This is a genomic window from Arthrobacter sedimenti, assembly GCF_042652025.1.
Classification (GTDB): Bacteria; Actinomycetota; Actinomycetes; order Actinomycetales; family Micrococcaceae; genus Arthrobacter; species Arthrobacter sedimenti.
Map to the genome: position 1 here is coordinate 659,475 of NZ_JBHSDQ010000001.1, position 26,445 is coordinate 685,919.

27 protein-coding genes and 1 tRNA gene are annotated in these 26,445 nt (G+C 66.9%); 13 read left to right on the plus strand and 15 right to left on the minus strand.

Going from position 1 to position 26,445, the window contains the following annotated elements; translation table 11 throughout:
- Positions 1-354: 354 nt before the first annotated feature.
- Positions 355-1,008: an MOSC domain-containing protein gene (locus ACFO0G_RS03050; RefSeq protein ID WP_376976375.1), complete on the minus strand. Its 654-nt coding sequence runs from the start codon at positions 1,006-1,008 to the stop codon at positions 355-357.
- Positions 1,009-1,186: 178 nt separating this feature from the next.
- On the opposite strand from ACFO0G_RS03050, the gene ACFO0G_RS03055 reads away from it, so the two are divergent.
- From ACFO0G_RS03055 to ACFO0G_RS03070, 4 genes are read left to right on the plus strand one after another with little or no spacing between them, the layout of a single operon-like run.
- Positions 1,187-1,807, plus strand: coding sequence for a Tat pathway signal protein (locus tag ACFO0G_RS03055; protein WP_376976376.1), 621 nt, complete (start codon positions 1,187-1,189; stop codon positions 1,805-1,807).
- 3 nt (positions 1,808-1,810) lie between these two features.
- Complete coding sequence (locus ACFO0G_RS03060) at positions 1,811-3,022, plus strand: glutathionylspermidine synthase family protein (protein WP_376976377.1); 1,212 nt, start codon at positions 1,811-1,813, stop codon at positions 3,020-3,022.
- The gene (locus ACFO0G_RS03065; protein ID WP_376976378.1) at positions 3,019-4,512 is read left to right on the plus strand and encodes an APC family permease; all 1,494 of its coding nucleotides are present in this window, start codon (positions 3,019-3,021) and stop codon (positions 4,510-4,512) included. Before ACFO0G_RS03060 ends, ACFO0G_RS03065 begins: the two co-directional genes overlap by 4 nt.
- On the plus strand, positions 4,509-5,684 hold the full coding sequence (locus tag ACFO0G_RS03070; RefSeq protein WP_376976379.1) for an acyl-CoA dehydrogenase family protein: 1,176 nt from the start codon (positions 4,509-4,511) through the stop codon (positions 5,682-5,684). The genes ACFO0G_RS03065 and ACFO0G_RS03070 overlap by 4 nt, the downstream gene beginning before the upstream one ends.
- Before the next feature lie 20 nt (positions 5,685-5,704).
- On the opposite strand, the gene ACFO0G_RS03075 is transcribed toward ACFO0G_RS03070, so the two are convergent.
- The 5 genes from ACFO0G_RS03075 to ACFO0G_RS03095 are packed head-to-tail and all read right to left on the minus strand — an operon-like array spanning position 5,705 to position 11,033.
- Positions 5,705-6,475 carry an SDR family oxidoreductase gene (locus ACFO0G_RS03075; protein ID WP_286398326.1) on the minus strand — a complete coding sequence of 257 codons (771 nt, stop codon included), beginning with the start codon at positions 6,473-6,475 and terminating at the stop codon, positions 5,705-5,707.
- Between the two features lie 35 nt (positions 6,476-6,510).
- Positions 6,511-7,887: an MFS transporter gene (locus tag ACFO0G_RS03080; RefSeq protein WP_376976380.1), complete on the minus strand. Its 1,377-nt coding sequence runs from the start codon at positions 7,885-7,887 to the stop codon at positions 6,511-6,513.
- Positions 7,884-8,390 carry a winged helix-turn-helix transcriptional regulator gene (locus tag ACFO0G_RS03085; RefSeq protein ID WP_376976381.1) on the minus strand — a complete coding sequence of 169 codons (507 nt, stop codon included), beginning with the start codon at positions 8,388-8,390 and terminating at the stop codon, positions 7,884-7,886. The genes ACFO0G_RS03080 and ACFO0G_RS03085 overlap by 4 nt, the downstream gene beginning before the upstream one ends.
- A gap of 53 nt (positions 8,391-8,443) precedes the next feature.
- A complete protein-coding gene (locus ACFO0G_RS03090; RefSeq protein WP_376976382.1) occupies positions 8,444-9,607 on the minus strand; it encodes a cystathionine gamma-synthase in 1,164 nt (387 codons plus the stop codon).
- A gap of 40 nt (positions 9,608-9,647) precedes the next feature.
- Positions 9,648-11,033: a cystathionine beta-synthase gene (locus ACFO0G_RS03095; protein ID WP_142133021.1), complete on the minus strand. Its 1,386-nt coding sequence runs from the start codon at positions 11,031-11,033 to the stop codon at positions 9,648-9,650.
- 59 nt (positions 11,034-11,092) lie between these two features.
- Here ACFO0G_RS03095 and ACFO0G_RS03100 point away from each other — a divergent pair, with 59 nt between their 5' ends.
- A complete protein-coding gene (locus ACFO0G_RS03100) occupies positions 11,093-12,286 on the plus strand; it encodes an ArsB/NhaD family transporter (protein WP_376976383.1) in 1,194 nt (397 codons plus the stop codon).
- A 52-nt stretch (positions 12,287-12,338) separates the two neighbouring features.
- Here ACFO0G_RS03100 and ACFO0G_RS03105 read toward each other — a convergent pair whose 3' ends face one another.
- A complete protein-coding gene (locus ACFO0G_RS03105) occupies positions 12,339-12,740 on the minus strand; it encodes a VOC family protein (RefSeq protein ID WP_286398335.1) in 402 nt (133 codons plus the stop codon).
- Between the two features lie 162 nt (positions 12,741-12,902).
- On the opposite strand from ACFO0G_RS03105, the gene ACFO0G_RS03110 reads away from it, so the two are divergent.
- The gene (locus tag ACFO0G_RS03110) at positions 12,903-13,889 is read left to right on the plus strand and encodes a DNA-3-methyladenine glycosylase family protein (RefSeq protein WP_376976384.1); all 987 of its coding nucleotides are present in this window, start codon (positions 12,903-12,905) and stop codon (positions 13,887-13,889) included.
- A 137-nt stretch (positions 13,890-14,026) separates the two neighbouring features.
- Positions 14,027-14,650, plus strand: a complete 624-nt coding sequence (locus ACFO0G_RS03115; RefSeq protein WP_376976385.1) for a hypothetical protein — start codon at positions 14,027-14,029, stop codon at positions 14,648-14,650.
- Here ACFO0G_RS03115 and ACFO0G_RS03120 read toward each other — a convergent pair.
- A complete protein-coding gene (locus tag ACFO0G_RS03120) occupies positions 14,647-16,323 on the minus strand; it encodes an AMP-binding protein (RefSeq protein WP_376976386.1) in 1,677 nt (558 codons plus the stop codon). The genes ACFO0G_RS03115 and ACFO0G_RS03120 overlap by 4 nt on opposite strands.
- A gap of 102 nt (positions 16,324-16,425) precedes the next feature.
- Between ACFO0G_RS03120 and ACFO0G_RS03125 the strand changes: the two genes are divergently transcribed.
- A complete protein-coding gene (locus tag ACFO0G_RS03125; RefSeq protein WP_286398342.1) occupies positions 16,426-16,704 on the plus strand; it encodes a putative quinol monooxygenase in 279 nt (92 codons plus the stop codon).
- A gap of 67 nt (positions 16,705-16,771) precedes the next feature.
- Here ACFO0G_RS03125 and ACFO0G_RS03130 read toward each other — a convergent pair whose 3' ends face one another.
- Both ACFO0G_RS03130 and ACFO0G_RS03135 read right to left on the minus strand, forming a co-directional pair.
- Complete coding sequence (locus tag ACFO0G_RS03130; RefSeq protein WP_236799181.1) at positions 16,772-17,209, minus strand: thioredoxin family protein; 438 nt, start codon at positions 17,207-17,209, stop codon at positions 16,772-16,774.
- A gap of 94 nt (positions 17,210-17,303) precedes the next feature.
- Entirely contained in the window at positions 17,304-17,858 is a 555-nt protein-coding gene (locus tag ACFO0G_RS03135; RefSeq protein WP_376976387.1) for an acyl-CoA thioesterase, read from the minus strand.
- 70 nt (positions 17,859-17,928) lie between these two features.
- On the opposite strand from ACFO0G_RS03135, the gene ACFO0G_RS03140 reads away from it, so the two are divergent.
- Together ACFO0G_RS03140 and ACFO0G_RS03145 are read left to right on the plus strand one after the other, a co-directional pair.
- A complete protein-coding gene (locus tag ACFO0G_RS03140; RefSeq protein WP_376976388.1) occupies positions 17,929-18,654 on the plus strand; it encodes a potassium channel family protein in 726 nt (241 codons plus the stop codon).
- 335 nt (positions 18,655-18,989) lie between these two features.
- Entirely contained in the window at positions 18,990-20,021 is a 1,032-nt protein-coding gene (locus ACFO0G_RS03145; protein ID WP_286398349.1) for a LysM peptidoglycan-binding domain-containing protein, read from the plus strand.
- Positions 20,022-20,109: 88 nt separating this feature from the next.
- Here the strand turns inward: ACFO0G_RS03145 and ACFO0G_RS03150 are convergent, their stop codons facing one another.
- From ACFO0G_RS03150 to ACFO0G_RS03160, 3 genes are all read right to left on the minus strand, one after another.
- Entirely contained in the window at positions 20,110-20,535 is a 426-nt protein-coding gene (locus tag ACFO0G_RS03150; protein ID WP_376976389.1) for a CBS domain-containing protein, read from the minus strand.
- Between the two features lie 257 nt (positions 20,536-20,792).
- A tRNA-Tyr gene (locus ACFO0G_RS03155) sits at positions 20,793-20,874 on the minus strand.
- A 164-nt stretch (positions 20,875-21,038) separates the two neighbouring features.
- Positions 21,039-21,293 carry a hypothetical protein gene (locus tag ACFO0G_RS03160; RefSeq protein WP_376976390.1) on the minus strand — a complete coding sequence of 85 codons (255 nt, stop codon included), beginning with the start codon at positions 21,291-21,293 and terminating at the stop codon, positions 21,039-21,041.
- A gap of 189 nt (positions 21,294-21,482) precedes the next feature.
- Between ACFO0G_RS03160 and ACFO0G_RS03165 the strand changes: the two genes are divergently transcribed.
- Positions 21,483-21,974: a YajQ family cyclic di-GMP-binding protein gene (locus tag ACFO0G_RS03165; RefSeq protein ID WP_141159686.1), complete on the plus strand. Its 492-nt coding sequence runs from the start codon at positions 21,483-21,485 to the stop codon at positions 21,972-21,974.
- A gap of 171 nt (positions 21,975-22,145) precedes the next feature.
- Here the strand turns inward: ACFO0G_RS03165 and htpX are convergent, their stop codons facing one another.
- The gene (gene htpX, locus ACFO0G_RS03170) at positions 22,146-23,012 is read right to left on the minus strand and encodes a zinc metalloprotease HtpX (protein ID WP_376976391.1); all 867 of its coding nucleotides are present in this window, start codon (positions 23,010-23,012) and stop codon (positions 22,146-22,148) included.
- A gap of 28 nt (positions 23,013-23,040) precedes the next feature.
- The gene (locus ACFO0G_RS03175; RefSeq protein WP_376976392.1) at positions 23,041-24,312 is read right to left on the minus strand and encodes an MFS transporter; all 1,272 of its coding nucleotides are present in this window, start codon (positions 24,310-24,312) and stop codon (positions 23,041-23,043) included.
- 80 nt (positions 24,313-24,392) lie between these two features.
- On the opposite strand from ACFO0G_RS03175, the gene ACFO0G_RS03180 reads away from it, so the two are divergent.
- Both ACFO0G_RS03180 and ACFO0G_RS03185 read left to right on the plus strand, forming a co-directional pair.
- Positions 24,393-24,878 carry a Fur family transcriptional regulator gene (locus tag ACFO0G_RS03180; protein ID WP_142133005.1) on the plus strand — a complete coding sequence of 162 codons (486 nt, stop codon included), beginning with the start codon at positions 24,393-24,395 and terminating at the stop codon, positions 24,876-24,878.
- 7 nt (positions 24,879-24,885) lie between these two features.
- Positions 24,886-26,382, plus strand: a complete 1,497-nt coding sequence (locus ACFO0G_RS03185; RefSeq protein ID WP_376976393.1) for a catalase — start codon at positions 24,886-24,888, stop codon at positions 26,380-26,382.
- Positions 26,383-26,445 lie beyond the last annotated feature (63 nt).

Below are 26,445 nucleotides of genomic sequence, written 5' to 3' on the forward strand. Positions count from 1 at the left end.
AGCCGCAGTACACGTGCCGATGGTGCCGGGCAAACGTTGACCGGCCGGTCACAGAAGTCCGGCGCTTTCGCAATCCCATGGCAGGACTTCGCGCTGCATCTCTTGGCTGCTATCCCAGCAGTCTGTACAGCGTTTCTCTTTAGCCGGCTCTCCCTATGAAAATGCCCGCATCGCTTGCGCGGGCCCCAACACTTGCCAGTCCTGCCTCAAAAATTGGGCAGGAATAAGGGATTTCCGGAGTGGGGGATGTTTCAAGTGTAGGGCACGCAGGCGCCGCGGCGTTAATCGAACGGGCGACGGCGGCGGTGAGCTTGCGCACACAGCTCACCCTGGGCGGCACCCGGGGTAGCCGGGCTACCGTGCCAGCCGCCGCAGCAGCACCTCAAACCTGGCGTGGTACTCGTCCTGGAGCCGGATCTCGCCGTCGGCCTCTGCACAGCGGAGGGCCTCGATGGCCTCTGCGTCGGGCGCACTGAACCACCTGCCTATGGTGATGCCGTGGCGCGGGACAAAGGTCCGCTCGATGGTGTCGCCGGCCCGGATGCTGCCGGTGCGGATGACGCGCAGGTACGTCCCCACGCGTCCCTCGTCCGTGAACCGCTTGACCCACTGCGGCTCCTTCATCCGGCGCTGGAAGGTGGCGCAGGGGGTGCGCGGGGAGGTGACTTCGAGTTCGACGCCGGACCCCACCTTCCAGCGCTCCCCGATCACGGCGTGCGTGGCTTCGATGCCGGTCACCCGCAGGTTCTCGCCGAAGATGCCCGGCGGCAGCTCCCGGCCCAAGGTGCCGGCCCAGTAATCGGCGTCGGCCTGGGAATAGGCGTAGACGGCCTGGTCCTCCCCGCCGTGGTGTGCCCGGTTGGCCTGGATGTCCCCGCGCAGGCCCAGCTTGTGGACCTTGACGGCACCACTTGCCGGACGCTTGTCGATGGCGGTGACGCCGATGCTTCCCTGGTCCCCCACGAGCTGGTGGACGCAGCAGACGGCAAGGACAGAACCTGATTCCATGGCATCAGTCTAGGGTTCCCCGGGACGCCGTCCCCGACCGCCGGCCATGGGCAGTTCTCCCCTGCTGCCGCACTGCGTTCCTACTCGCAGGCGGCACCGGCAGGGACTACGCTGATTCGAGACTTGCATTGGGGGGCAGTGCTGCGCCCAAATCGTGCGGACAACTGAGGGGGACGCCGTGGACTCGAACCAGAAAAACCCACAAGGGGAATCGGAGGACGGGCCGCCGAATGGGGCGGACAGCGCCGGGGGCAGCAGTGGTGCGGGCAGCAGTGCCAAGCCGCCGCCCTGGCAGGTGCCCAAGCCTGAACTGCGCCCCGACCTCCTCAACGAACCCGTCACTCCCGTTGACCCGTTTGCGCGCGAGCGGGAAAAGCAGCTCAACAATGCTGCGGCGCGGAAGAAGCGCTCCCAGCGCCGCGCGGTGGTGGTGGGCCTCGGCGTGACTGCCCTCCTCGCCGGCACCATTACCGCCGTGGTGGCCAGCAACGAGGATGATCCCGAGTATGCCCAGGTGTGCTTCAACGATGAAACCGGCGAGCGCGTTGAGGACAGGAACTGCGACAGCTCGGCCGGCCGCGGCGGCGGCATCTACGCCTGGTACTTCTACTCCCGCGGAGCCAGCGTCCCCTCGATTGGCCAGAACCGGTCCACCGCACCCAACTACACGCGGACTGTTCCCAGCGGGGCCAAGGCCTCCACGGGGTACAGCAGCAAGGGCGGCACGGTGAGCCGTGGAGGTTTTGGGTCAAGCGCCAAGAGCGGCTCGAGCGGCGGCGGAAAGGTTTCGGGGGGCTGACGGATGAAGAGAATGTTGTCTGAGCCAAGGGCGGACTGGAAGCAAAAGATTGAAGAGCAGGGCCTGGTCTTCTCCACCACCACGATGGATGACGGGCGCCGCATCGAGTACTGGAACGAGTCGGCGTACTACGAGTTCACCATGGACGAGGTGGAGACCCTCGAGGTGGTGGCCGAGGACATGCACCGGATGTGCCTGGAGGCCGCGAAGTTCCTGGCCACCGGCGCCATGGGCAGCATCGGCATCGGTCCGCAGGCCCTGGAGCTGGCGGCAGAATCCCTGCAGGCGGGCGACGTGGATGTCTACGGCAGGTTCGACTTCATCTATGACGGCCAGGGCGGGCCGGCCAAAATGCTGGAATACAACGCCGACACCCCCACCGGGCTCATCGAGGCCGCGGTGGCCCAGTGGTTTTGGCTGCAGGACGTCCACCCGGAGAAGGACCAGTGGAACGGCATCCACGAGGCCCTGATCCGGCAGTGGAAGAAATTCCAGTACCGCACGGGAATGAGCACTTTGCACGTCGCCCATTCGGAGGTGGAGGAGTCCGGCGAGGACTGGATGACCGCCGCCTATATGCGGGACGTGGCCAGCCAGGCCGGGTGGACCACCATCGGCATCAATATGTCCGATATTGGGTGGGACCCCAACCTGAACCGCTTCGTGGACCTGGACAATTTCATGATCAGCACCATCTTCAAGCTCTATCCCTGGGAGCTGATGGTGAAGGAGGAGTTCGGCCCGCGGCTGCTGCAGCGTGCCCACAACCCGCGTTGGGTGGAACCTGCCTGGAAGATGCTGCTCTCCAACAAAGCCCTGCTGGCCGCCCTCTGGCACCTCTACCCCAACCACCCCAACCTGCTGCCGGCCTACCTCACCGATCCGGGACCGTTGAAGGAATGGGTGGCCAAGCCGCTGCACGGCCGCGAAGGCGACAACATCCGCATCCACGCGGACGGCATCAACCTGGAGCAGCCCGGCGGGTACGGCCGCGAGGGTTGGTGCTACCAGCAATACCACCCGCTGCCGGATTTCGACGGCAACCGTCCCGTCCTGGGGCTCTGGGTGGTGGACGGCGAGTCCGTGGGCTGCGGCATCCGGGAATCCGACGGACCGGTCACGGACTACTTCTGCCGCTTCGTCCCCAACACGATTGATGCACCGGCGCCGCTTTCAGCGGTGGCCGACTCCACCAAGGCAGGTATCACCCTATGAGTACGGACATGACGACGACGGGCGCCTCCGGAGGCGGACCGGGCACCCCGGTGCCGGCCAAGGGGCTGCGGGCCGGGATCCTGGACCTGGGCGACTCGGTGATGCTGGGGCTGGCCTCCACCGCGCCGGTGTACTCGCTGGCCGCCACCCTGGGCCTGATCGTTGCTGTCAACGGCAACTACACTCCCCTGATCCTCCTGCTGGGCTTCATCCCGGTCCTTTTCATCGCGTACGCCTTCCGCGAGCTCAACAGCGCCATCCCTGACTGCGGCACCACGTTCACCTGGTCCCGCCAGGCCTTCGGCCCCTGGGCGGGCTGGCTGGGCGGGTGGGGCGTGGCGCTTGCCGGAATCGTGGTCCTGGCCAACCTGGCACAGGTGGCCGGGCAGTACCTGTGGCTGCTGGTGGGCGACGGGTCACTGGCGCAGAACAAGGTTCTGGTCACCGGGACGGGCCTGCTGTTCATCGTGCTGATGACCGTGGTGAACTACCGCGGGATCCGGCTGGGCGAGCATGTCCAGCGGGTGCTCACGTACGTCCAGTACATTGCGCTGGGCATTTTCGCGCTGGCCATCGTGGTGCGGATTGTTGGTGGTGCCCCGGAGGGCCAGGCCTTCGACTTTGAGTGGTTCAACCCGGTAGGTGCCTTCACCGACCCCGGCGCCGTGGTGCACGGAGCCCTGCTGGCGCTGTTCATCTACTGGGGCTGGGACACCTGCCTGGCTGTGAACGAGGAAACCGAGGAGCCGTCAAAGACCCCCGGCCGCGGTGCCGTGATCTCGGCCTTCGTCCTGGTGGCGATCTATGTTTCCGTGGCGCTCCTGGTGATGATGTACGCCACGGTGGGCTCGGAGGGCATCGGCCTGGGCAACGAGGCAAACAAGGACGACGTGTTCCTGGCCATGAAGGACGTGGTGCTGGGACCCTGGGGCTGGCTGATCGTCGTCGCGGTTCTGGCCTCTGTCTTGTCCTCCACGCAGACCACCATCCTCCCCACCGCCCGCGGCACCCTGTCCATGGGGGTCCACGGCGCCCTGCCATCCAGGTTCGCAGAGGTACACCCGCGCAACCAGACTCCCGGGTTCTCCACACAGGTGATGGGCGGGGCTGCGGCAGCCTACTACGTGGCCATGAGCTTCCTGAGCGAAAACCTGCTGGCAGACTCCATCAGTGCCATCAGCCTGTTCATCGCCTTCTACTACGCCCTCACCGGCTTCGCCTGCTTCTGGTACTTCCGGGGAACACTTCGGGAATCCGCCCGCAACCTCTGGTTCCGCGGGATTCTCCCCCTGGTGGGCGCGCTGCTGTTGACCGCCGCGTTCTTCATTTCCGCCGTGCAGATGTGGGACCCGGCGTACGGCGATACGCAGATCTTCGGCGTCGGTGGGGCGTTTGTGAGCGGTGTGGTGCTGCTGGCACTCGGAGTTGTGCTGGCTGCCGTATGCCGGTTCCTGCCCGCCACCCACGGCTACTTCGAGGTTAAGCGTTGAGCACCAACCCATCCGACATCCTGGACCTCGATGCCCTGTTATCAGCGGAGGAGCGGGAACTCCGGCAGAAGGTCGGCGACTTCACCCGGCAGCGCATCAAGCCGGACATAGCCCGCTGGTACGAGGACGCCGTCTTTCCCCTGGAGCTGGCGCCGGAACTGGGCGAGCTGGGCGTCCTGGGCATGCACCTGGAGGGCTACGGCTGCCCGGGCCGGTCCGCCGTCGAATACGGCCTTGCCGCGATGGAACTGGAAGCCGGCGACTCCGGCATCCGCACGTTTGTATCCGTCCAGGGTTCGCTGGCCATGACCGCCATCCACACTTGGGGCTCGGAGGAGCAGAAGCAGGAATGGCTGCCGCGGATGGCGGCGGGCGAAGTCATTGGGTGCTTTGCCCTGACCGAGCCCACCGCGGGTTCGGACCCGGCGTCCATGGCCACCTTTGCCCAGCGCGACGGCACCGGGGACGACGCCGGCTGGGTCCTGAACGGGGCAAAGCGCTGGATCGGCCTGGCGTCGGTGGCGGGCGTAATGGTGGTGTGGGCCATGACGGATGACGGCGTCCACGGCTTCCTGGTGCCGGCCGGAACCCCCGGCGTGACCGCCACACCCATCACACAGAAGCTGTCCATGCGTGCGTCCATCCAGTGCGACGTGGTGTTCGACGACGTCCGGCTGGGTCCCGAGGCCCTCTTGCCGGGAGCGCGGGGGCTGCGCGGCCCGTTCACCTGCCTGAACGAGGCCCGGTACGGCATCGCGTGGGGCGCCATGGGCGCGGCCCGCGATTCCTATGAGGCGGCACTGGCGTACTCGCAGGACCGGCTGCAGTTCGGCAAGCCGCTGGCCGGCTACCAGCTCACGCAGGAGAAGCTGGTGAACATGCTGGTGGAGATCCAGAAGGGCACGCTGCTGGCACTGCACCTGGGCCGGCTCAAGGACGCGGGGACCATCAGGCCGGAGCAAATTTCTATGGGCAAGCTCAACAACGTGCGGGAGGCCATCGCCGTGGCGCGGGAGGCCCGCTCCGTTCTGGGCGGCAACGGCATCACCACCGACTACTCCCCGCTGCGGCACGCCGCTAATCTCGAATCAGTGCGGACCTATGAGGGCACCGACGAGGTGCACACCCTGATCCTCGGCAGGCACATCACCGGACTGGGCGCTTTCCACTAAGCGCGGGTTGGCCCGGCTGGTCAGGCCGAGAAGCCGCCGTCGGCCTTGATCAGCTGTCCCGACACCCAGCGGCCGGCCGGCGAGAGCAGGAAGGCAACGGTTCCGGCGACGTCGGCCGGGGTGCCCAGGCGGCCGGTAGGCTGCTGCGCGGTGAGCTCCTCGCGGACGTCCGTGGTCATCCAGCCCGTATCCACCGGGCCCGGGTTCAGCACGTTCGCCGAGATCCCCTGCGGGCCCAGTTCGCGGGCGGCGGCAATCACAATCCTGTCCAGCGCCCCCTTCGAGGCGCCGTAAGGAAGGTTGAACGCTGTGTGGTCGCTGGTCAGCGCAACGATCGCGCCGCCGTCGTCCGTTGCCTGCCGTGCGAACGCGGCAATCAGCTGCCAGCTGGCGCGGGTGTTCACCGCGAAGTGCCGGTCAAAGGATTCGATGGTGGTGTCCAGCACGCCCGAATCCACCGACTCCGCGTGGCTGAGCACCAGGCCCTGCAATGGTCCGGCCAGCTGCGCGGACTCTGCAACCAGCCGGTCCGGGACGCCGGGGTCCTGGAGATCGGCCGACAGGACGTGGACCTTGGCGCCGATGGCTTCCAGCTCGGCGGTGAGCCGGACCACGTCCTCCGGTTCGCTTCCCCAGGGCATGCGGGCGTCGTAGTCTGCCCAGTAGGACAGGACCAGGTCCCAGCCGTCCGCAGCGAGCTGCCGGGCGATGCCGGCGCCGATGGCGGCCAGGCGCCCCACTCCGGTGACCAGGGCAACGGGGCGGGTGGGGACGGGTGCGACGGATTCCATCCGACCAGCCTAGCGGCGGCTGGTGCCCGCGCTGTTCAGGCCGCTGCCGGCTCTGCCCCTGCCGTCGTCCCCGCTGAGCCTTTGTGCCGGCGGATGGTGGCGCTGATGACGGCGGCAATGGTGCACATAGCCGCGGCCCCCAGCCACGCGTAGGTGTAGTGACCGGTGGCGTCGCGGAGGGCGCCGGCAGCGATGGCGGCCGCGGCAGCCCCGAGCTGGTGGGCGGCGAAGACCCACCCGAAAACCACGCTGCCGTCAGCCCCGAACGTCTCCCGGCAAATGGCGGCCGTGGGCGGGACGGTGGCTACCCAGTCGAGGCCGTAGATCACAACGAACACGATCATGCTGGGCTGCACCTCGGCGTTGAGCAGCAGCGGGAGCACCAGCAGGCCGATGCCGCGGAACTGGTAGTAGACGGCCAGCAGGATGCGGGGGTTGAAGCGGTCCGTCAGCCAGCCGGAGGCGATGGTGCCGATGATGTCGAAAATCCCGACGACGGCGGGCAGCCCCGCCGCGGTGGTTTCCGGCATGCCGTGGTCATGGGCGGAGGGGATGAAGTGGGTGCCGATCAGGCCATTGGTGGTGGCGCCGCAGATGGCGAATCCGGATGCGAGAGCCCAGAAGGTCCGGACCTTGCTGGCGCGTCGGAGCACCTGCAGGGCACGGATGGCGGCGTTGGTCCGGGGGCCATTGTCCGGAACCGTGGCGGTTTCCGGTTCCGGGGCTTCCAGGGCCGCTGGCTCCGCCCCGTACGGCAGGACCCCGACGTCGGCAGGCGAGTTCTTGAGGAACTTCAACACCAGCGGGACAACGGCGAGCGCGCCGGCGGCAATCAGCAGGGAGGCCTGCCGCCAGCCCGGGTCCTGGGCCAGCATGGCGATGAAGGGCAGGAACACCAGCTGTCCGGCCGCGCTGCCGGCGGTGAGGATGCCGATCACCAGGCCGCGGCTCCTGGTGAACCAGGTGTTGGCGATGGTGGCGGCAAAGACCAGGGCCATGGAACCGGTACCCAGCCCAATCAGCAGCCCCCACGTTAGCAGGATCTGCCAGGACTGGTTCACCAGCACGGTCAAGGCGCTGCCCATGCCGATCAGGACCAGTGCCGTTGCGGTGACGGCCCGGACGCCGAACCGTTCCATCAGGGCGGCGGCGAACGGGGCGGTCAGGCCGAAGAGCACCAGGTTGATGCTCACGGCCGCGGACAGCACGGTGGTGGACCAGCCGAACTCCTGCTGGAGCGGGACCATGAGGACACCCGGGGCGGCCCGGAACCCGGCTGCCCCGACGAGGGCCAGGAACGCGACGGCGGCCACCGTCCAGGCGGGGTGCAGGTGCCTGCGCTTACGGGGCGGCGAGGCGAGGGCAACAGAGTCCGCGGGAATTTGGGAGGCCTCTTCAGGCAGGATGCTCATGCGGCTGATCCCTTCGCGGAAGCAGTGGACAACGGAATGGGCTGCTCAGACCTGGCCCGGCTGTGCCAGCTGGTGTTAGCCGCGGTCAGCCTTTCCCCGCATTCCGTGCAGGTGTCCGCCGAGGTGGTGGGATTCCCGCACCCGGCGTGGATGACGTAGAGGTGCGCCTTGTCCGAGGGCGCCGGCAGGTGCTTCTCCGCCCAGATGGTCACCGCGTTCAGGACCGGGAGCGCGTCCTCACCCATGGGAGTGAGGACGTACTCCTGGCGGGAGCGGCCGCCGTCGTCATATGCCTTTTTCCCCAGCAGCCCCGACTCAACAAGGCCTGCCAGGCGCTTGGTGAGGACCGAGTCCGCCACCTCCAGCCGGTCCTTCATGGCATCAAAGCGGCCGTTTCCGAAGAAGACCTCGCGCAGCACCAGGATGCTCCAGGGGTCGCCCAGGATGTCCAGGCCGCGGGCCATGCTGCAGTTGCGTTGGGACCAGTCGGATCGAAGAGGCATACGGAAAAAGCTAGCTGACTTTCTTTAAGAAAGCCAGGGTTTCCGGAGGGATGTTAAGAGATGTTGGAGAACGCCCGGTCCAGGTCCGCGATCAGGTCCTCCGCGTCCTCGATGCCGCAAGAGAGGCGCAGCAGGTTCACGGGGACGGCCAGCTCGGTGCCCTTAACCGAAGCGTGGGTCATCTCGGAGGGGTAGTTCATGAGCGACTCGATCCCGCCCAGGGACTCCGCCAGCGTGAACACGGACGTGGACTCGGCCACCTTCCTGGCAGCAGCTTCACCGCCCTTGAACTGGACGGACACCATGCCGCCGAACTTGCGCATCTGGCGCTTGGCCAGCTCGTGGCCCGGGTGGTTTGGCAGGCCCGGGTAGAGGACGGCCTCCACCTCGGGGCGTTCCAGCAGCCATTCGGCCACGGCCTGCCCGTTCTCGCTGTGCCGGTCCATCCGGACGCCCAGCGTCTTCAGGCCGCGGGTGGTCAGGAACGCATCCATCGGCCCGGACACGGCGCCCACGGCGAACTGCACGAAGCCGATCTTCTCGGCCAGCTCTGCGTCCTTCACCACGACGGCGCCGCCCACCACGTCGGAGTGGCCGCCGATGTACTTGGTGGTGGAGTGGACCACCACGTCGGCACCCAGGGCGAGCGGGTTCTGCAGGTACGGGGACGCGAAGGTGTTGTCGACGACAAGGAGGGCCCCGGCGTCGTGCGCAATGTCGGCGAGCGCCACGATGTCGGTGATCTTCATCAGCGGGTTGGACGGCGTCTCCACCCACACGAACCGGGTCTTGTGGGCTTCCACCGCGTGGCGGACCCGGTCCAGGTTGGCCATGTCCACCGGGGTGTTGCCGATCCCCCAGTCCCCCAGAACCCGGCTGATCAACCGGTACGTGCCGCCGTACGCGTCGTTGCCCAGCACAATGTGGTCCCCGGGCCGGGTCAGCGCGCGGATGAGCGCGTCCTCCGCAGCAAGGCCCGAGCTGAAGCTGTAGGCGTGGGTGCCCAGTTCCAGCGCGGCGAGCTGTTCCTGCAGCGCATCCCTGGTGGGGTTGCCGCCGCGGCCGTACTCGTAGCCGCTGCGCAGGCCGCCGATGCCGTCCTGCGCATACGTGGAGCTGAAGTGCAGCGGCGGCACCACGGCACCGGTGCGGGGCTCGAAGTCCTGGCCGGCGTGCACGGCACGGGTGTTGAAACCCTGGTTTTCAGAGGCAGGCATGATGCTCCTTATCGGGGTTGGCTGATCGGGGTCAGGCAGTTCAGTTGCTGAGATAGGCCAGCAGGTCGTGCCGGGTGAGGATGCCCACGGGCGCGCCCACGAAGGTGACCATCAGGGTGTCCGAGTCCGAGAGCAGTTCCCTGGCCGCGGAAATGGTTTCCAGTGACCCGATGACGGGAAGTTTGGGTCCCATGTGCTCGGAGATCTTGTCCGTGAGCTTGGCTTCGCCGCGGAACAGCTTGGCGGTGAGGGTGCGTTCGTCCACGGCGCCCAGGACCTCGCCCATGACCACGGGCGGTTCCTGTGACAGGACCGGGATGTGGCTGACGCCGAACTCGTTCATGATGTTGATGACGTCGCGGACGGACTCGTTGGGGTGGATGTGCACCAGGTCCGGCAGCTCGCCGTTCTTGGATTTGATGACCTCCCCCACGGACGTTTCCTCGCCACCGGAGAGGAACCCGTAGGAACGCATCCACTGGTCGTTGAAGATCTTGGCCAGGTAGCCGCGGCCCGAGTCGGGAAGGATGACCACGACGACGGCACTTTCCGGCAGGTCCCTGGCCGCCTGGAGCGCGGCTACTACGGCCATGCCGGAAGAGCCGCCCACCAGCAGCCCCTCTTCCCGGGCCAGGCGGCGGGTCATGGCGAAGGAATCGGCGTCGGTGACCGCGATGACGTCGTCGGGGATGGTCTTGTCGTAGTTCGCCGGCCACATGTCCTCGCCGACGCCCTCGACAAAGTACGGGCGGCCGGTGCCGCCTGAGTAGACCGAACCCGCGGGGTCCGCGCCGATGATCCGGACCACCCCGCCGTCGGACTCCGGCCTGTCAGCCGAAACCTCCTTGAGGTACCGCCCGGTGCCGGTGATGGTGCCGCCTGTACCGGCGCCGATGACGACGTGGGTAACCTTGCCGTCGGTGTCCCGCCAGATTTCGGGGCCCGTGGTCTTGTAGTGGCTGCCCGGTGCCGCAGGATTGGAGAACTGGTCCGGCTTGAAGGCGCCAGGAGTCTCGCGCGTGATCCGGTCGGACACACCGTAGTAGCTTTGCGGGCTGTCCGGCGGGACGGAAGTTGGCGTCACCACCACTTCGGCGCCGTAGGCCTGGAGCACGGCACGCTTGTCCTCGCCCACCTTGTCCGGGACCACGAAGACGCACTTGTAGCCCTTCTGCTGCGCCACCAGCGCCAGGCCCACCCCGGTGTTGCCGGACGTGGGCTCCACAATGGTGCCGCCGGGCTTCAGCTTGCCCTCGCGTTCGGCGTCCTCGATCATCTGCGCCGCGATGCGGTCCTTGATGGAGCCGCCGGGATTCAGGTACTCCAGCTTGACCAGGACGGTGGCTTTGATGCCTTCGGTCACGTGGTTGAGTTTGATGAGCGGGGTATTGCCGATGAGGTCCAGGATGGACTGGGCGTACTTCATAGGTACAAAACTACCGCTTCCTGTGAGCCCTTCCCTGCCGGGGGTGCGAGGATAGCCCGGTGAAGCAGTTCGCATGGCTCGAAGCCGCCCGGAGTTACCTGCTGCCCGGCGCCATCCTGGCAGCAGGCGTGGCCACCCTTGCATGGGGCGTACTCCCCCTTCCCGCGTTCGGGGAGCTGGCCACCCGCACCATTCCCATCCTTGCCTTCGTGCTGGCCATGTCCCTGGTCACCGAACTGGTGGACGAGGCTGGGCTGTTCCGGGTGGTGACGGACCGGCTTGCTGCCCTGGGCCGGGGCCGCGTCTTTCTCCTGTGGCTCCTGGTGGTGGCGGTCGCGACGATATCCACCGTCTTTCTGTCCCTGGATACCACCGCCGTGCTGGTGACACCCGTGGTGGTCCTCCTGGCGGTCCACGCCCGGATCCCGCCGCTGCCGTTTGCGCTGACCAGCATCTGGCTGGCCAACACCGCTTCCCTGCTGCTGCCGGTCTCCAACCTGACCAACCTCCTGGCCCAGGACCGGCTGGGCCTGACCCCCTGGCGCTTTGCGGGTCTGGTCTGGGCCCCTGCCCTGGTTGGCCTGCTGGTCCCGCTTGCCCTGCTCTGGCTCGCGTTCCGCCGGGACCTGCGCGGCACCTACGGGCCGCGCACGGCGCATCCCGTCCGGGACAACACTCTGTTGAAGGCCGCGGCCGTCACGCTCCTGGTCCTGCTGCCCGCGCTGGTGTCCGGGATACCCGTCCAGTACCCGGCGCTCGCCGCGGCCGCCGTCCTGCTGGCGGTCTTCCTCCGCCGCAGGCCCTCCGTGCTGCGGTGGTCCATGGTCCCCTGGCGGCCGCTGATGCTGACGGTGGGCCTGTTCATGCTGATGGAGGCCCTGCACGCGCACGGGCTCACCACCCTGCTGGCGGGCGTGGCCGGGTCCGGGTCCGGGGACACCCTGCCCGCACTGCTGCAACTGGCCGGCGTCGGGGCGGCCGCGGCCAACGCAGCCAACAACCTTCCCGCCTACCTGGCACTGGAACCGGTGGCGGGATCGCCGGCCAGACTGGCCGCCCTGCTGATCGGAGTGAACCTGGGCCCGCTGGTGACCCCGTGGGCCTCGCTGGCCACGCTGCTGTGGCACGAGCGGCTGCGCGTCCTGAACGTGCCCATCAGGTGGGGCGGGTTTGCCGCCGCGGGCCTGGTGGCCGTTGCGCTGACCGTCCCGCTGGCCGTCCTGGCGCTGTGGGCGGCTGCCGGGATGCCCTGAGTTTTGGGGTGCCTTGCGTTGCGGCGGCCGGCGCCCGGCTCCCGGCTCCCGATCAGCTGCCTGCGCCCGGCCCCTCGCCGGGAAGGTTCTGCCAAAGACCCATGACGTTGCCCTCGGGATCCTTGAAGTACGCCGTGTAGCCCATTCCGGGTATCTCGTTCTTCGGCATGACCACCGAGCCGCCCAGCTCCTCGACGCTCTTGAGGGTGGCGTTAATGTCCGGAACGTCGACGGTGATGACCGGGGCGGTGATCCGGCCGTCCCTGGCCATCATTCCCCCGTTGATGGCGCCCGCGGCCGCCGGCCGGCCGTCGTCGTCCATGTCCGTGGTGATGACCATGCTGTAGTCCATCCCCGGCACTGCTTCGATCCGCCAGCCCAGTGCCTCCTGGTAGAACTTCCTTGCCCGCTTCTGGTCGTCCGCGGGGATCTCGAAATGCACTACTCCGCCCATGGGGCCCTCCGAATCTTGTGATGCGCGGTCTATTGGCTTGCCCGGTCCCGGGTTCCTGTGCTGCTTGCCCGAGTGCCACGCGGCGATCGTAATCCGGGCCCGGAAGGCGCAGAAGGGCCGATGGTCCCGCCGGTGTCGGTGGTCCATGGGACGATGGAAGGCATGACGATCGCAGAGGCACCTCCCCGGCTGGCAGCCGCGGCGGACATGTCCCTGCGGTGGTATCCGGAGGCTCCCTACAGCCTTTCCCGCACTCTTGCACCGCTCCTGCGCGGCAACAGCGATCCTTCGTTCAGCGTCCAGGGGGACGTCATCTGGAACGCATTTACGACGCCGGCCGGCCCGGCAACCCTGCGGCTCGCCCCGGCGGGCGGCGGCGAAGCAGGCGGGCCGCTGGTGGACATCCAGGCGTGGGGCCCCGGGGCTGCGGCCGCCGTGCAGGCGGCACCCCGGCTGCTGGGTGCGGAAGACGACTGGGGCGGTTTTGACGACCCCTCCTTCCACGCCACCCTCCCCCGCATGGTGCGGGAGGCGCGGCGGCGCTGCCTGGCGGTGCGGCTGCCGTCCAGCGGCCGCATGGTGGACCAACTGGTGCCGATCATCCTGGAGCAGAAGGTAACGGTGATCGAGGCACGGCGCGCCTACCGCTACCTGGTGCACCGCTATGGAACGCCGGCTCCCCCGGCCGGAACGTCCACACCGGCTGGCCTCGTCGTGCCGCCGACCGCGGCGCAGTGGCTGCAGGTTCCCAGCTGGCAGTGGCACAAGGCCGGCGTAGGACCCCAGCGTTCGGCCACGGTCATGCGGGCGTTGCGTTCCGCCGTCGCGCTCGAACGCCTCGCCGCCCTGCCGGCCGGGCAGGCAGCCCAAAAGATGCAGGTAATCCCCGGCATCGGGGTGTGGACCGCGGCGGAGGTGGTGCAGCGCACCCATGGCTGCCCGGACTCGATTTCGGTGGGCGACTACCACCTGGCGGCCTACGTGGGGGCGGCACTGACCGGACGCCGGACGGACGACGCCGGCATGCTCCGGCTGCTGGAACCATGGCGCGGGCACCGGCAGCGCGTGGTCCGGATGATCCAGAGCACCGGCTTCCGCAAGCCCACCTTCGGCCCGCGCATGACCATCCAGGACCACCGCGGGCACTGACCTGCGGACCGTTATCCGAGCCCGCACCACGGGGTCCTTCTTTTCCATCAGGGCGCTTGATCCGCCGGGCAATGGGTACGGCCATGGGTGAAAGCCGCCCGAGAGGCGGAGGGCTGCAACAGGACGGAAGGGACCCCATGAGCACCAACCCAGTCAGCATGAACCGGGCCAGCAGCGAGCGGCAGGCCGCGAATCCCGCCGCCTTGGACCCCGAGGCGCAGGACCCCACCGCCAATGACCCGGCCGCTGATGATCCCACCGTCGCAGACCCGATGGGGGACGAGAAGGTGCGGCTTCAGCTGGCCATCTTCGAGGTCACCCGGGACGCCGACGGCAGGAGCCTCGGCGACATCCAGGAGATGCTGCGCGCTGCCTTCGCGCGGCACGGCGTCGAGACACCCCCAGGCACCTGGCTGGAATCGGTGGCATCCTCAGCCTTTTACGGTGAGCCATATATTGTGAACCTTCCTGCTGCCGTGGTCGCAGATACGATCGTGCCCGCCCCGAATCAGGAGGTCCGGGACCGGCTGGCCGCCCAGCGTGAGCTCCAGCAGGAGAAGCTCCCGGCCGGCATCTTCCCATCCCAGGAAGACTGGAACATCCCCGGCAGCGGGACGACCGGCGGCAGCACCCGCACGCTGTCGCTGCCGCAGTGGGAAAGCGGGGCGGTCCTGGCCCTGGCGGCACTGGCAGCGGTTGCCGTTGCCGCCGTCGTGGCTGTCCGGGCGGGAACCCGCCGCCGGCGCCGCGTCAACGCCTAGAGGCCCAGCCGGGCCACGGCTTCCTCGCGCATCTGGACCTTCCGGATCTTCCCCGAAACCGTCATGGGGAAGCTCTCCCTGACTTCCACATAGCGGGGGATCTTGTAGTGGGCCAGCTGCCCGCGGCAGAACTCGGTGAGGGATTCAGCAGTCAGCGGCCCGGCCCCTGGCTTGAGGATGACGCAGGCCATCAGTTCCTCGCCGTACCGCGGATCCGGGACGCCGATCACCTGCACGTCCTGGATGTCGGGGTGGGTGTACAGGAACTCCTCGATCTCGCGTGGGTAGATGTTCTCGCCGCCCCTAATGACCATGTCCTTGATCCGGCCTTCCACCACCACGTACCCGTCGTCGTCCATGCGGGCAAGGTCTCCGGTGTGCATCCACCCGTCGGCGTCGATGGCTTCGGCCGTCTTGTCCGGCTGGTTCCAGTACCCGGCCATCACGGCATAGCCGCGGGTGCAGAGTTCGCCGATCTGCCCGCGCTCCAGCTCCTCGCCGGTGGCAGGGTCCACGATCCGGCTCTCCAGCTGCGGCATGGTGCGGCCCACTGTCTCGGTGCGCTGCTGGAGCGTGTCCCCCTTGCGGGTCATGGTGGACACCGGCGAGGTCTCGGTCATGCCGTAGCAGATGGCCACATCCACCATGTTCATCTCCGAAATCACCCGGTTCATCACCTCGATGGGGCACAGCGAACCCGCCATCACTCCGGTGCGGAGCGTGGACAGGTCATAGCTGCCGAAGTCGGGCAGGGCCAACTCGGCAATGAACATGGTGGGCACGCCGTACAGCGACGTCCCCTCAAAGTCCTGGACAGCCTCAAGTGCGGCAGAGGGTGAAAAGCCGCGTCCCGGGATGATCGTGGCGGCACCGTGGCTGAGCGCGTTGAGGTTGCCGATCACCATGCCGAAGCAGTGGTAGAACGGCACGGTGATGACTACCCGGTCCCGTTCCGTGTAGCCCAGCAGCTCGCCGATCGCGAAGCCGTTGTTCAGGATGTTGTGGTGCGTCAGCGTGGCACCTTTGGGGAATCCGGTGGTGCCGGAGGTGTACTGCAGGTTGATGGGGTCGTGCGGCGAAAGTTCGGCCATGCGGGCTTTCAGAACCGAATGCCCGACGCCGTCCGCCCGGGTGAGCAATTCGCCATACGTAAGTTCCGCGTCACTTTGGGGGCTGCCGACCTTGAGGGAGTCCAGTCCGTGGTCCGGGAGGAAGACGAGCTCCCGCAGGTCCGGGCAGGTAAGGAGCGCCTGGCGGGCCATGTCCACGTAGGCGCTGTTGCTGTCAGACGGCGCGGTGACCAGCATGCGCATGCCGTTCTGCTTGACCACGAATTCGAGTTCATGGCTGCGGTAGGCAGGGTTGACGTTGACCAGGATGGCGCCCACTTTCGCGGTGGCGTACTGCAACAGCGTCCATTCGGCACAGTTAGGGCTCCAGATGCCCACCCTCTCCCCCTTGTCGACGCCCAAGGCGAGGAGCGCGCGTGCCAGCCGGTCGACGTCGTCGTTCATCTTGGTGTAGCTCCAGCGGCGGGCGTCACCGCCTGGCACCGGGGCGGCCTCGATCAGGGCGTCATGCAGCGGAAACTGCGCCACCACCCGCTCAAAGTTGGCGCCGATGGTTTCCCCCAGGAGCGGGACGTCAGTGTCCCCGGCTGTGTAAGCACGCATGAAGGCACGCTACCAACAGGATCACGGCAGGAGAAGGACGACAGGCGGGGAAACGGACGCAACAGAACCGGCAGGCCGGAGGCGCCCGGTATTGTGAAAACCATGAGTGCACCCATTGACCTGATAGCAACGTTCATCCCCAACGAGGGCGAGTTCCACCGCGTGAAATTGGCCCTGGATATCGCGATCGATGAGGTGGTGAAGGAGCCCGGCTGCATCCGTTACGAGCTGACCGAGGCCACCGAGGAAAAGCTGGTCCTGACCGAGCAGTGGGCGTCCCAGGAGGAGCTGGACAAGCATTCCAAGGGCACCGCAGTGCAGGACCTGAACGAGTCGCTCAGCGCGCTGCTGGCCGAGCCGGTTAAGGTGGAACGCGTCTAGCGCTGACTCTTAAACGCAGAATGCGGGACCTCCCATGGGAGGTCCCGCATTTGCTTTAAGACGAGTCTTAGAAGTCGGGGATCTGCGTGCCGTCCTGCGTGCCGCCCTGGGATCCGGCGGGCTTGCTTGCTGCCGCTTCTGCTTCCTCCCGCTGCTTGGCGACGTGGGCGTGGACCTCTTCCATGTCCAGCGCCTTCACGGCGTCCACCACCTGTTCCAACTGCTGGGCGTTCAGCGCGCCGGGCTGGGAGAACACCAGCACCTTTTCGCGGAAGGCCATCAGCGTGGGGATTGAGGTAATGCCTGCCTCCGCCGCAAGCTGCTGCTCGGCTTCGGTGTCCACCTTGGTGAAGAGGACGTCGGGGTGCTTCTCCGAAACCGCGGAGTACGTGGGGCCGAACTGCTTGCAGGGACCGCACCATTCTGCCCAGAAATCGACCAGGACAATGTCGTTGCCTTCGATCGTGGATGCGAACTTTTCACCTGTGATGTCAAGGGTAGCCATGTGTCCACGGTACGCGCCCGGCCCGTCCCTGTCGCGCCTGTTCGCTCCCCGCGTCATTGGGAACAACAGGGAGTACGACGCCGGCACCCGGCCTTTAGGCGCCCGTCTTCCATAGGTGCGGCGCGGGTGTGCGGCTGCCGGGGAGAGCGCTGGAGGCGCGCCATTCGTGGATCCATTCGGGGAGCATGAGGTCCGCAGGCGGGGTGCCGAATTCGGCGAGGATGTCCTCCTGGCCCACCGGGCCGGCCTTGGTGACCAGCCGGGTGGCGATGTAGGCACGTGCGTAAATCTCGCCGTCGGCCACCATGCGCTGCTCGAAGAAGATCGCCTTGGTGTCCAGCCCGATGATGCGGGTCTCGATGGTGTACTCCTGCCATAGCTGGAGTGACTTGCGGAAGGAGATGGTTTCCGCGGACACCACCGGGCTCCACCCGCGCCGGCGCATCCGCTTCCAGACGCCGCTGCGCACCATCAGGTCGAACCTGCCCAGGTCCATCAGGGACAGGTACATGCCGTTGTTGACGTGCATGGCGATATCGATGTCCGTTGGCAGGACCCGCAGCGGCAGCGACGACGCTTCCCAGACAGCGAGCGGCGGGCGCCGGGACGAACGGAAGAGCAGAAGAAGGGTTCTCAGGAGCAAGTGCATGTACCAATGTTACCCGCCAGTAACATCTTGCGGCCTGCCGGCCGGGGCCATCCGCCGTAGGATTTTCTGCATGACGCAGCAACGCTACCGGGCCCTGGCGGAGTGGCCCCTGATGGCTACGGCGCTGGTGTTCCTGGCCGCCTATGCGTGGCAGGTGATCGGCCGGGTTGAGGGCACCGGCGCCGACTGGCTTGAGGCCATCATGTGGGTGACCTGGTGCATCTTCGTCCTGGATTATGCGGCGAACCTGTGGCTGGCAGAGAACCGCCGGCAATGGTTCGTCCGGAACCTGCACGAGCTGGTGATCGTGGCGCTGCCGTTCTTCCGGCCCCTGCGCCTGCTGCGCCTGGTGACGCTGTTGTCCGTGCTGCACCGGACCGTGGGCGAAACACTGCGCGGCCGGGTGGTCACCTATGTCGCGGCGTCCGCGGCGCTGCTGGTCTTTGTGGGGGCGCTGGCGGTCCTGGATGTGGAGCAGTGGGCGCCTGATGCCAAGATCACCACGTTCGGCGACGCCCTGTGGTGGGCCACCGCCACCATCACCACGGTGGGTTACGGGGACATGTATCCGATCGGCCGCTTGGTGGCCACGGCGCTGATGATGAGCGGGATCGCTGTGCTGGGTGTGGTCACCGCCTCCATCGCGTCGTGGCTGGTCCAACGCGTGGAGGACACCGCTGAATCTGTGGCTGAGGCAGTGGAGGAACCGGTCCGGGTTGAGGTGGCGGAACTGGTGGCGGAGATCGCCCTGCTGCGGCGGGAAATCGCTGAACTGCGGGAACACCGCCCGCTGTAACGGCAAGTATCGGGCCTTCGGGGGTTGAGTAGCGGGTCCCGCGCGGGCGAGTACCGGGCCGGAAAAGTCGGGTAATTCCTACTGGTGCGTGCCCCTTGGCGTGATTTCTAGACTCGGGATTCCTAGGACCAACACGCACTGGCAGGTCCCCCGGGTGGCTTCCGGGAGTTTTGCCTTCATGCGGAGCTCTGCATTTTCTGGGTGTGCGGATGCCTCCAACCTGTACCGCCAACCGCCCCGTCGTTCGCCGGGGCCGGCGGTGCAATGACATCTCGCTCCGTCCAGTCCTGGCCTGCACCGCATGCCCGGACGGGACCGCACCTGATGGGCAACCCATGAACAAGCCTTCCCTCACCTCCCCCGACGGCACCAGCCGAAGCTTCGCCACCGACGAACCCCGCACGGACCTCAGCACCGGCCATCCGGTCATCAGCAACAAGCTGTGGGCCGGCATGGCCACGGCGGCAGTGGTAGCGGCCGTGGGCGTCGGCGCCCTGGCGGCACCGCCCGCCTCCCTCAATGGAAGTACGACGGCGGCCGCCCAGGTCGCGGAAGCCGCCTCACCGCCGTCGCCCGGCACGCCCGCCGAAGCGTCTTCCGGCGCCGCGTCCGGGCAGGGGGACCAAGGCGCCGTTGCCGCGGTGGCGGCCCAGGCAGCCGCCCCGGCTGCGGAGGCGCAGCCTGCCCCTCCCACGGAACCTGTGCCGGCGGCCGAACCCGTGCCCCCTGCTGAGCCCGCGCCCGCACCAGCCCCCGAACCTGCCGGTGATCCCAACCTCTACACCGTGGTACCCGGCGACACCGTGGGCGCGATCGCCGCGGGCCATGGCGTGGACATGAATGTGATGCTGGCAGCCAACGGACTGAGCGCCTACAGCATCATCTACCCGGGCGAAACGCTGCTGCTGACCGGGCCGCCGGTAGCGGTAGCCGCCCCTGCACCGGCACCAGCTGCCGCACCTGAGCCTGCCGCGGCACCGGCACCAGCCGCCGCACCCGCTCCTGCTCCCGCACCCGCGGCCGTGCCGGCAGCGCCTGCCGTCCGCACCATCTACGTTGCGGGCTCCGGCGGCCAATCGATGGTGGACGCCTGCATCGGGCCCATCCACTACACCCCGAACGACGGCTACTCGCTGTTCATCACCGAGCACGACTTCTGCGGCGGGTGGGCCCGGTTCTCCGGGATCGGGGTGGGCGAGACGGTGAGCATTCCGGGCTACGGCACCTACACGGTGACGGGTCGCGGCACGGTTCCCAACCCGGGAACCACCAATGACGTCATCGCGGTGTTCGGCGGCTTCCCCCGGGCCATCCTGCAGACCTGCATCCCGGGGACCAGCACGATGCTCCTGATCGCGCTGAACTGAACCTGTCCCACGGCAGGTCTTCCTAAGCTTGTCCGCGGGTCCTGGCCTTCAGGGGCTGGATCCGCGGACAAGGCCATGATTGCCTGCGCTAGATGCCGTGGCGTTCTGAGATGTGTTCCACCAGTTCGCCCACGCGCTGTTCGGAGTAGTTGCGCGCAATGTCGCCCTGGCTGATGATGCCCACCAGCTTGTGGTCCGAGATCACCGGGAGCCTGCGGACCTGGTGCTGTTCCATCATGTCGATGGCTGCATCAACGTTGGCGTCGGCCTCAATGCAGTACGGCTTGCCGGAGGCAAGGTCACGGGCCATCATTTGGCCCGGGTCCCGGCCGGCGGCGACGCACTTGAGCACAATGTCACGATCGGTGATCATGCCCTTCAACTTGCCGTCGTCACCGCAGATGGGAAGAGCTCCGCAATCGAGGTCCCGCATCATCCGGGCAGCCTCAAGAAGGGACTCATTTTCCCCGACACATCGCGCATCAGTAGTCATGAATTCGCGTACGGCACTCATTGAATCCTCCTTCATCGATATTGGATATCGACGCAGGGCATCGGAGCACATGCGCCGATGCTGCCAGATTACGCCCGCCCCAACATCGTGTCGACGGCGCGGTATCACCTCCCGGGGCCCGACGGGTGTGCACCGGCGCCCGGACGATGCACCCCCGCACCCGCGGGTGCGTCGTCCGGACCGGGGTGCAACCCGAGGGTGGTGCCGAAGCACGAAAAAACCTCCGGAACCTGATGGTTCCGGAGGTTTTCCTTGGGTGGCAGATGAGGGATTCGAACCCCCGTAGGCGTTGCCAGCTGATTTACAGTCAGCCCCCTTTGGCCGCTCGGGTAATCTGCCGAACTTCAAAAGAAGTACCCGCCGATGCAGTGTTCGGAAGGGCCGTTTCCGGTCCGTTCCGCTTCAGTAACCGCGGGCAAGACAACTTTACAGAACTTCGGGCGAAGAATCGAATCGGGCCCTACGGCACCTCAAAAGCCCCGAAAATACGCCAAAACCCGAACCTAGGCCTGGCCCAGGATGCGCCCCGCCAGCTTGGCCTCGAAGCTGAGCGCCTGTTCTTCGGTGATCTGGTTCAACTGGACTGCGCGCTGGAGGTCTGCGCGCACGCCGTCCATCCGGGATGAGGCGTCTGCCGCCGGGCTGAGGACAATGGAGGCCGCCACCGCTGCCGCGGCCACTGACGTTGCGGCTGTTGCCACCGCCCCGGCTGCTGCCGTGGTGGTGCGGGTGACGTAACGGGCGGCTTTGCGGTGCATCGTGGTGTTCCCTTCAACTGCTGTACATCTGGTCCAACTCTGGCCACCCCTCCTTCGTTCCGCCGGTGCTTCCGCTGAGAGGGAACTGTGAAATGCGCATCCCACCGGGCGGGGCATCCGTATTAGGCTGGAACGCAGGAATCCAGGCCCTGTCCTTCGCGCAGGGCTCCCATCAGCAAAAGGAGAGTCATGGCAGGCGAGTCAACGTTCGACGTCGTAAGCAAAGTGGACAAGCAGGAAGTGGCCAACGCGCTCAACCAGTCCCAGAAGGAAATCGCCCAGCGCTATGACTTCAAGGGCGTTGGCGCCGAGATCGACTTCAGCGGCGAAAAAATCCTCATGAAGGCCAACTCGGAGGAACGCGTCAAGGCCGTCCTGGACGTCTTCCAGTCCAAGCTGATCAAGCGCGGCATCTCGCTGAAGTCCCTGGACGAGGGCGAGCCCTACGCCTCCGGCAAGGAGTACCGCCTGGAGGCCTCCATCAAGGAGGGCATTGCCCAGGACCTGGCCAAGAAGATCAACAAGCTGATCCGCGACGAAGGCCCCAAGTCCGTCAAGTCCCAGATCCAGGGCGACGAACTCCGTGTCTCGTCCAAGTCCCGTGACGATCTGCAGGCTACCATGGCCTTGCTGAAGGACTTCGAGGAAGCCGACCTGCAGTTCGTGAACTTCCGCAGCTAGCCCTCCGGCGTCTTTTTCGACGCGCGAGAGGATCCTCGCTGCGCAAAAAGGCCGGCGCACCCGGGATTTGGGGTACGCCGGCCTTTTTGCGCGTCACAGGCGAATTCGCGCGTCGGCAGAACAGGGGCGCGTCGCAGGCGGCAGGGGACGCGTCCGACGGCGGGGTCCCGGCTACAGCTGCCGGCCAGCCATCCGCTCCAGCCGGACGATCCGGTCCCGCATGGGCGGGTGCGTGGCGAAGAGCTTGTTCATCGCCCCGCCGCGGAACGGGTTGGCGATCATCAGGTGCGAGGCGTTCACCAGCCGCTGGTCCTGCGGCAGCGGCGCAAGGCTGACGCCGCGCTCGATCTTGCCCAGGGCTGAGGCGAGCGCCAGCGGATCTCCCGTAAGCTGCGAACCGTCCTCGTCGGCGTCGTACTCCCTGGTGCGGGAGATGGCCATCTGGATGAGCGACGCCGCGAAGGGTGCCAGCAAAGCCATGGCGATCATGGCCAGCGGGTTGGCGTTGCGCCGGTCGCCGCCGCCGAAGAACAGCAGCATCTGGCCCACCGAGGTGATCACGCCGGCAACGGCGGCCGCCACAGACGAGGTGAGGATGTCGCGGTTGTAGACGTGCATGAGCTCGTGTCCCAGGACGCCGCGGAGTTCTCGCGGGTCCAGCAGCTGAAGGATGCCCTCCGTGCAGCAGACGGCGGCATTTTGCGGGTTGCGGCCGGTGGCGAAGGCGTTGGGGTTCATCGTGGGCGAGACGTAGATGCGCGGCATGGGCTGGTTGGCGCGCATGGAGAGCTCGCGGACGATCTGGTAGAGCTGCGGGGCCTGGGCTTCGGTCACCGGGAAGGCCTGCATGGACCTGATGGCGATCTTGTCGCTGTTCCAGTAGCCGTAGAACGTGGTCCCGACGCCGATCAGCGCCATGATCCAAATGGGCGCCGAGCTGCGGGTACCGACGCCGATCAGGCCGCCAAGGCCGAGCAGCACGGCCCACAGCACGCCGAACAGTGCCGCGGTCTTCAGGCCGTTGTGATGGTTGTGCACGTTTCCTCCTTACTAAGGGAACGGCTTGCTAGGGCACCGGGTTCCGCGCATCGTACTTCCCGAAGCCCGGCTGCAGTTTCGCCGCCAGCCACGCCACCGCGATGCACAGCACACCGCCGAACAGCAGGACCCAGCCCTCACTCAAAATTTTAGTCGCGCCGCCCGCCAGTAGGTCCCCGATCCGCGGACCGCCGGCCACCACCACGATGAACACGCCCTGCAGCCGTCCGCGCAGGTGGTCGGGGGCTGCGGCCTGGAGGATGGTGTTCCGGAAGACGCTGCTGATGGAGTCCGCGATGCCGGCGAGGGCGCAGCACACGGCGGCGGGCAGCAGCCACACGGTCACCGCGCCATCCGGTGCCGGGCCGGCGAGCAGCACCACCAGGCCGAACGCCCCGATGGATGCACCCCAGCCCATGACGGATACGACGACGGCGGTCCCCTGGCGGCGGACGCTGCCCAGAGGTCCGGAGAACAGGCCGGCCAGGAAAGCCCCGACGGCGGTGCACGCCAGCAGGATGCCCACGGTTGCCTCGCCGCCGCCGATCATCAGCGCCGCGACGGCCGGGAGCAGCGCCCGCGGCTGGGCAAGGACCATGGCCAACAGGTCGATGATGAAGGTCATGCGGAGGTTGGGACGGGTACCCAGGAACCGGAAACCCTCGATCACGGAACGAATCCCCACTTTGCTGCGGGTTCCGGCAGGAGGCATCGGCGGAAGCTGGTACACAGCCCAGAGAACGAAGGCAAAGCTGACGAAGTCGATGGTGTAGGTCCAGCCGAACCCGAGGCAGGCCACGAGCACGCCGGCCAGCAGGGGCCCTGCGGTCATGGCCAGGCCCATGGACAGCATGCTGAGCGCGTTGGCCGCGGGCAGGAGTTCCTTGCGGATGAGCATGGGGATGATGGCGCTGCGGGCCGGCTGGTTGATGGCCTGCGCCCCGCTCTGCAGTGCCACAAGCAGGTACAGCAGCCAGACGTTGCCCAGGTGCAGCCAGGCCTGCAGCGCGATCAGGCCGGTGGTCAGCCACAGCACCGCGGAAGCGAGCAGGGCGATGCGGCGGCGGTCATGGGCGTCGGCGATGGACCCGCCCATCAGGCCGCTTATCACCAGCGGAACCAATGCGAAGATGCCCAGCAGGCCCACGTAGAAGCTGTCCGAGGTTAGCCGGTACACCTCCAGGCTCACCGCCACCAAAGTCAGCTGGCTGCCGACGGCGGACACGGCGGATCCGAGCCAGAGCCGGCGGAATGCGGGGCTTTCCTTGAGCGGCGTGACATCGGCAAGTAATTTCCCCACTCCGTAACACTAGCGGGACACGTGGAGAGGTTAGCCAAGCCTTATTGTGAGTTGCTCAAAATAAGTGTTTCAATGGAGCCATGACGGAGCACTTTGACGGCCAGGAAGCATGGGCTGCAGCCCTGCGCGCCCACGGCCGCAGGGTGACCAAGCAGCGGCTCGCTGTCCTCGCCGCCGTCGAACGCCACCCGCATTCCCCTGCCGAAAGCATCCTTGCCGCAGCCCGCGCCGAGCTTCCCGAACTGACGGCCCAGTCCGTGTACGTCGTCCTCGGCGACCTGACGGACCTGCACATGCTGCGCCGCTTCGAGCCGCCGCACTCCCCCGCCCTGTATGAAACGCGCGTAGGCGACAACCACCACCACGCCATCTGCATCAGCTGCGGCCGCGTGGAAGACGTGGACTGCGCCGTCGGCCACGCCCCCTGCCTCACACCGCACTGGAATCCGGACGCCAAGCCCATGACCATCCAGATCGCCGATGTCATGTACCAGGGCATCTGCCAGGAATGCCAGCAGGCCCAGCAACTTCCTCCCCACAGTCCCTCGCAAGAAAAAGAGAAATAGGAGAACAATGACTGCCGTTTCCACAACCCAGTCAGGTGCGCCGGTTACATCCGACGCACACTCGAAGTCAGTTGGTGCCGATGGTGCCATCATCCTGACTGACCACTACCTGGTGGAGAAGCTCGCCCAGTTCAACCGTGAGCGGGTTCCGGAGCGCGTAGTGCACGCCAAGGGCGGCGGTGCATTCGGCACGTTCAAGACCACCGAGGATGTTTCCAAGTACACCAAGGCCGCATTCCTGCAGCCGGGCGTCGAGACCGAGATGCTGATCCGCTTCTCCTCCGTGGCCGGCGAGAACGGCTCCCCGGACACCTGGCGCGACCCGCGCGGTTTTGCGGTGAAGTTCTACACCAGCGAGGGCAACTACGACCTGGTGGGCAACAACACCCCCGTCTTCTTCATCCGCGACGGCATCAAGTTCCCGGACTTCATCCACTCGCAGAAGCGCCTCCCGGGCACGCACCTGCGTGACGCCGACATGCAGTGGGACTTCTGGACCCTGTCCCCCGAGTCCGCCCACCAGGTCACCTGGCTGATGGGTGACCGCGGCCTGCCCGCCTCCTGGCGCGAAATGCAGGGCTACGGCTCGCACACCTACCAGTGGATCAACGCCGAGGGTGAGCGTTTCTGGGTCAAATACCACTTCAAGTCCAACCAGGGCGTGAACTCCATGACCTCCGAGCAGGCCGAGCAGCTTGCCGGCTCCGACGCGGACTTCTACATCCGCGACCTGTCCGAGAACATCGAGGCCGGCAACTTCCCGTCCTGGGACCTGCACGTGCAGGTCATGCCGTACGAGGATGCCAAGACCTACCGCTTCAACCCGTTCGACCTGACCAAGGTCTGGCCGCACGCGGACTACCCGCTGATCAAGGTGGGCACCATGGAGCTGAACAAGAACCCGGAGAACTACTTCGCGCAGATCGAGCAGGCCACCTTCGCGCCGTCGAACTTCGTCCCGGGCATCGCCGCTTCCCCGGACAAGATGCTGCAGGCCCGCATCTTCTCCTACGCGGATGCGCACCGCTACCGCGTGGGCACCAACCACGCCCAGATCCCGGTGAACCAGCCCAAGAACCAGGTCAACAACTACAGCCAGGACGGCCAGGGACGCTTCCTGTTCAACGCGCCGTCCGTTCCGGTCTACGCCCCCAACACCTTCGGCGGCCCGGCCGCGGTTGAGCCGCAGAACGCGGCAGGCGGCTGGGAGAACGACGGCGAGCTGACGCTCGCCGCGCACTCCCTCCACGCCGAGGACGGCGACTTCGTCCAGGCCGGCGCGCTGTACCGCGAGGTCTACAACGAAGGTGAAAAGGCCCGCTTCCTGGAGACCATCACCGGCGCCGTGGGCGGCGTGAAGCGCTCCGACATCAAGGAACGCGCCATCCAGTACTGGACCAATGTGGATGCCGAACTCGGCGCCAAGCTGCGCGCCAACCTCGGCGCCGGCGCTGCCCCGTCGGCTCCGGCCTCCGATGCAGAGTCCGCCAACAAGATCGGCTAGCCAGGCTTCCTGCAGGCTGAACTGAAAGACCACCCCTCCACGGGCTTTTCGTGGAGGGGTGGT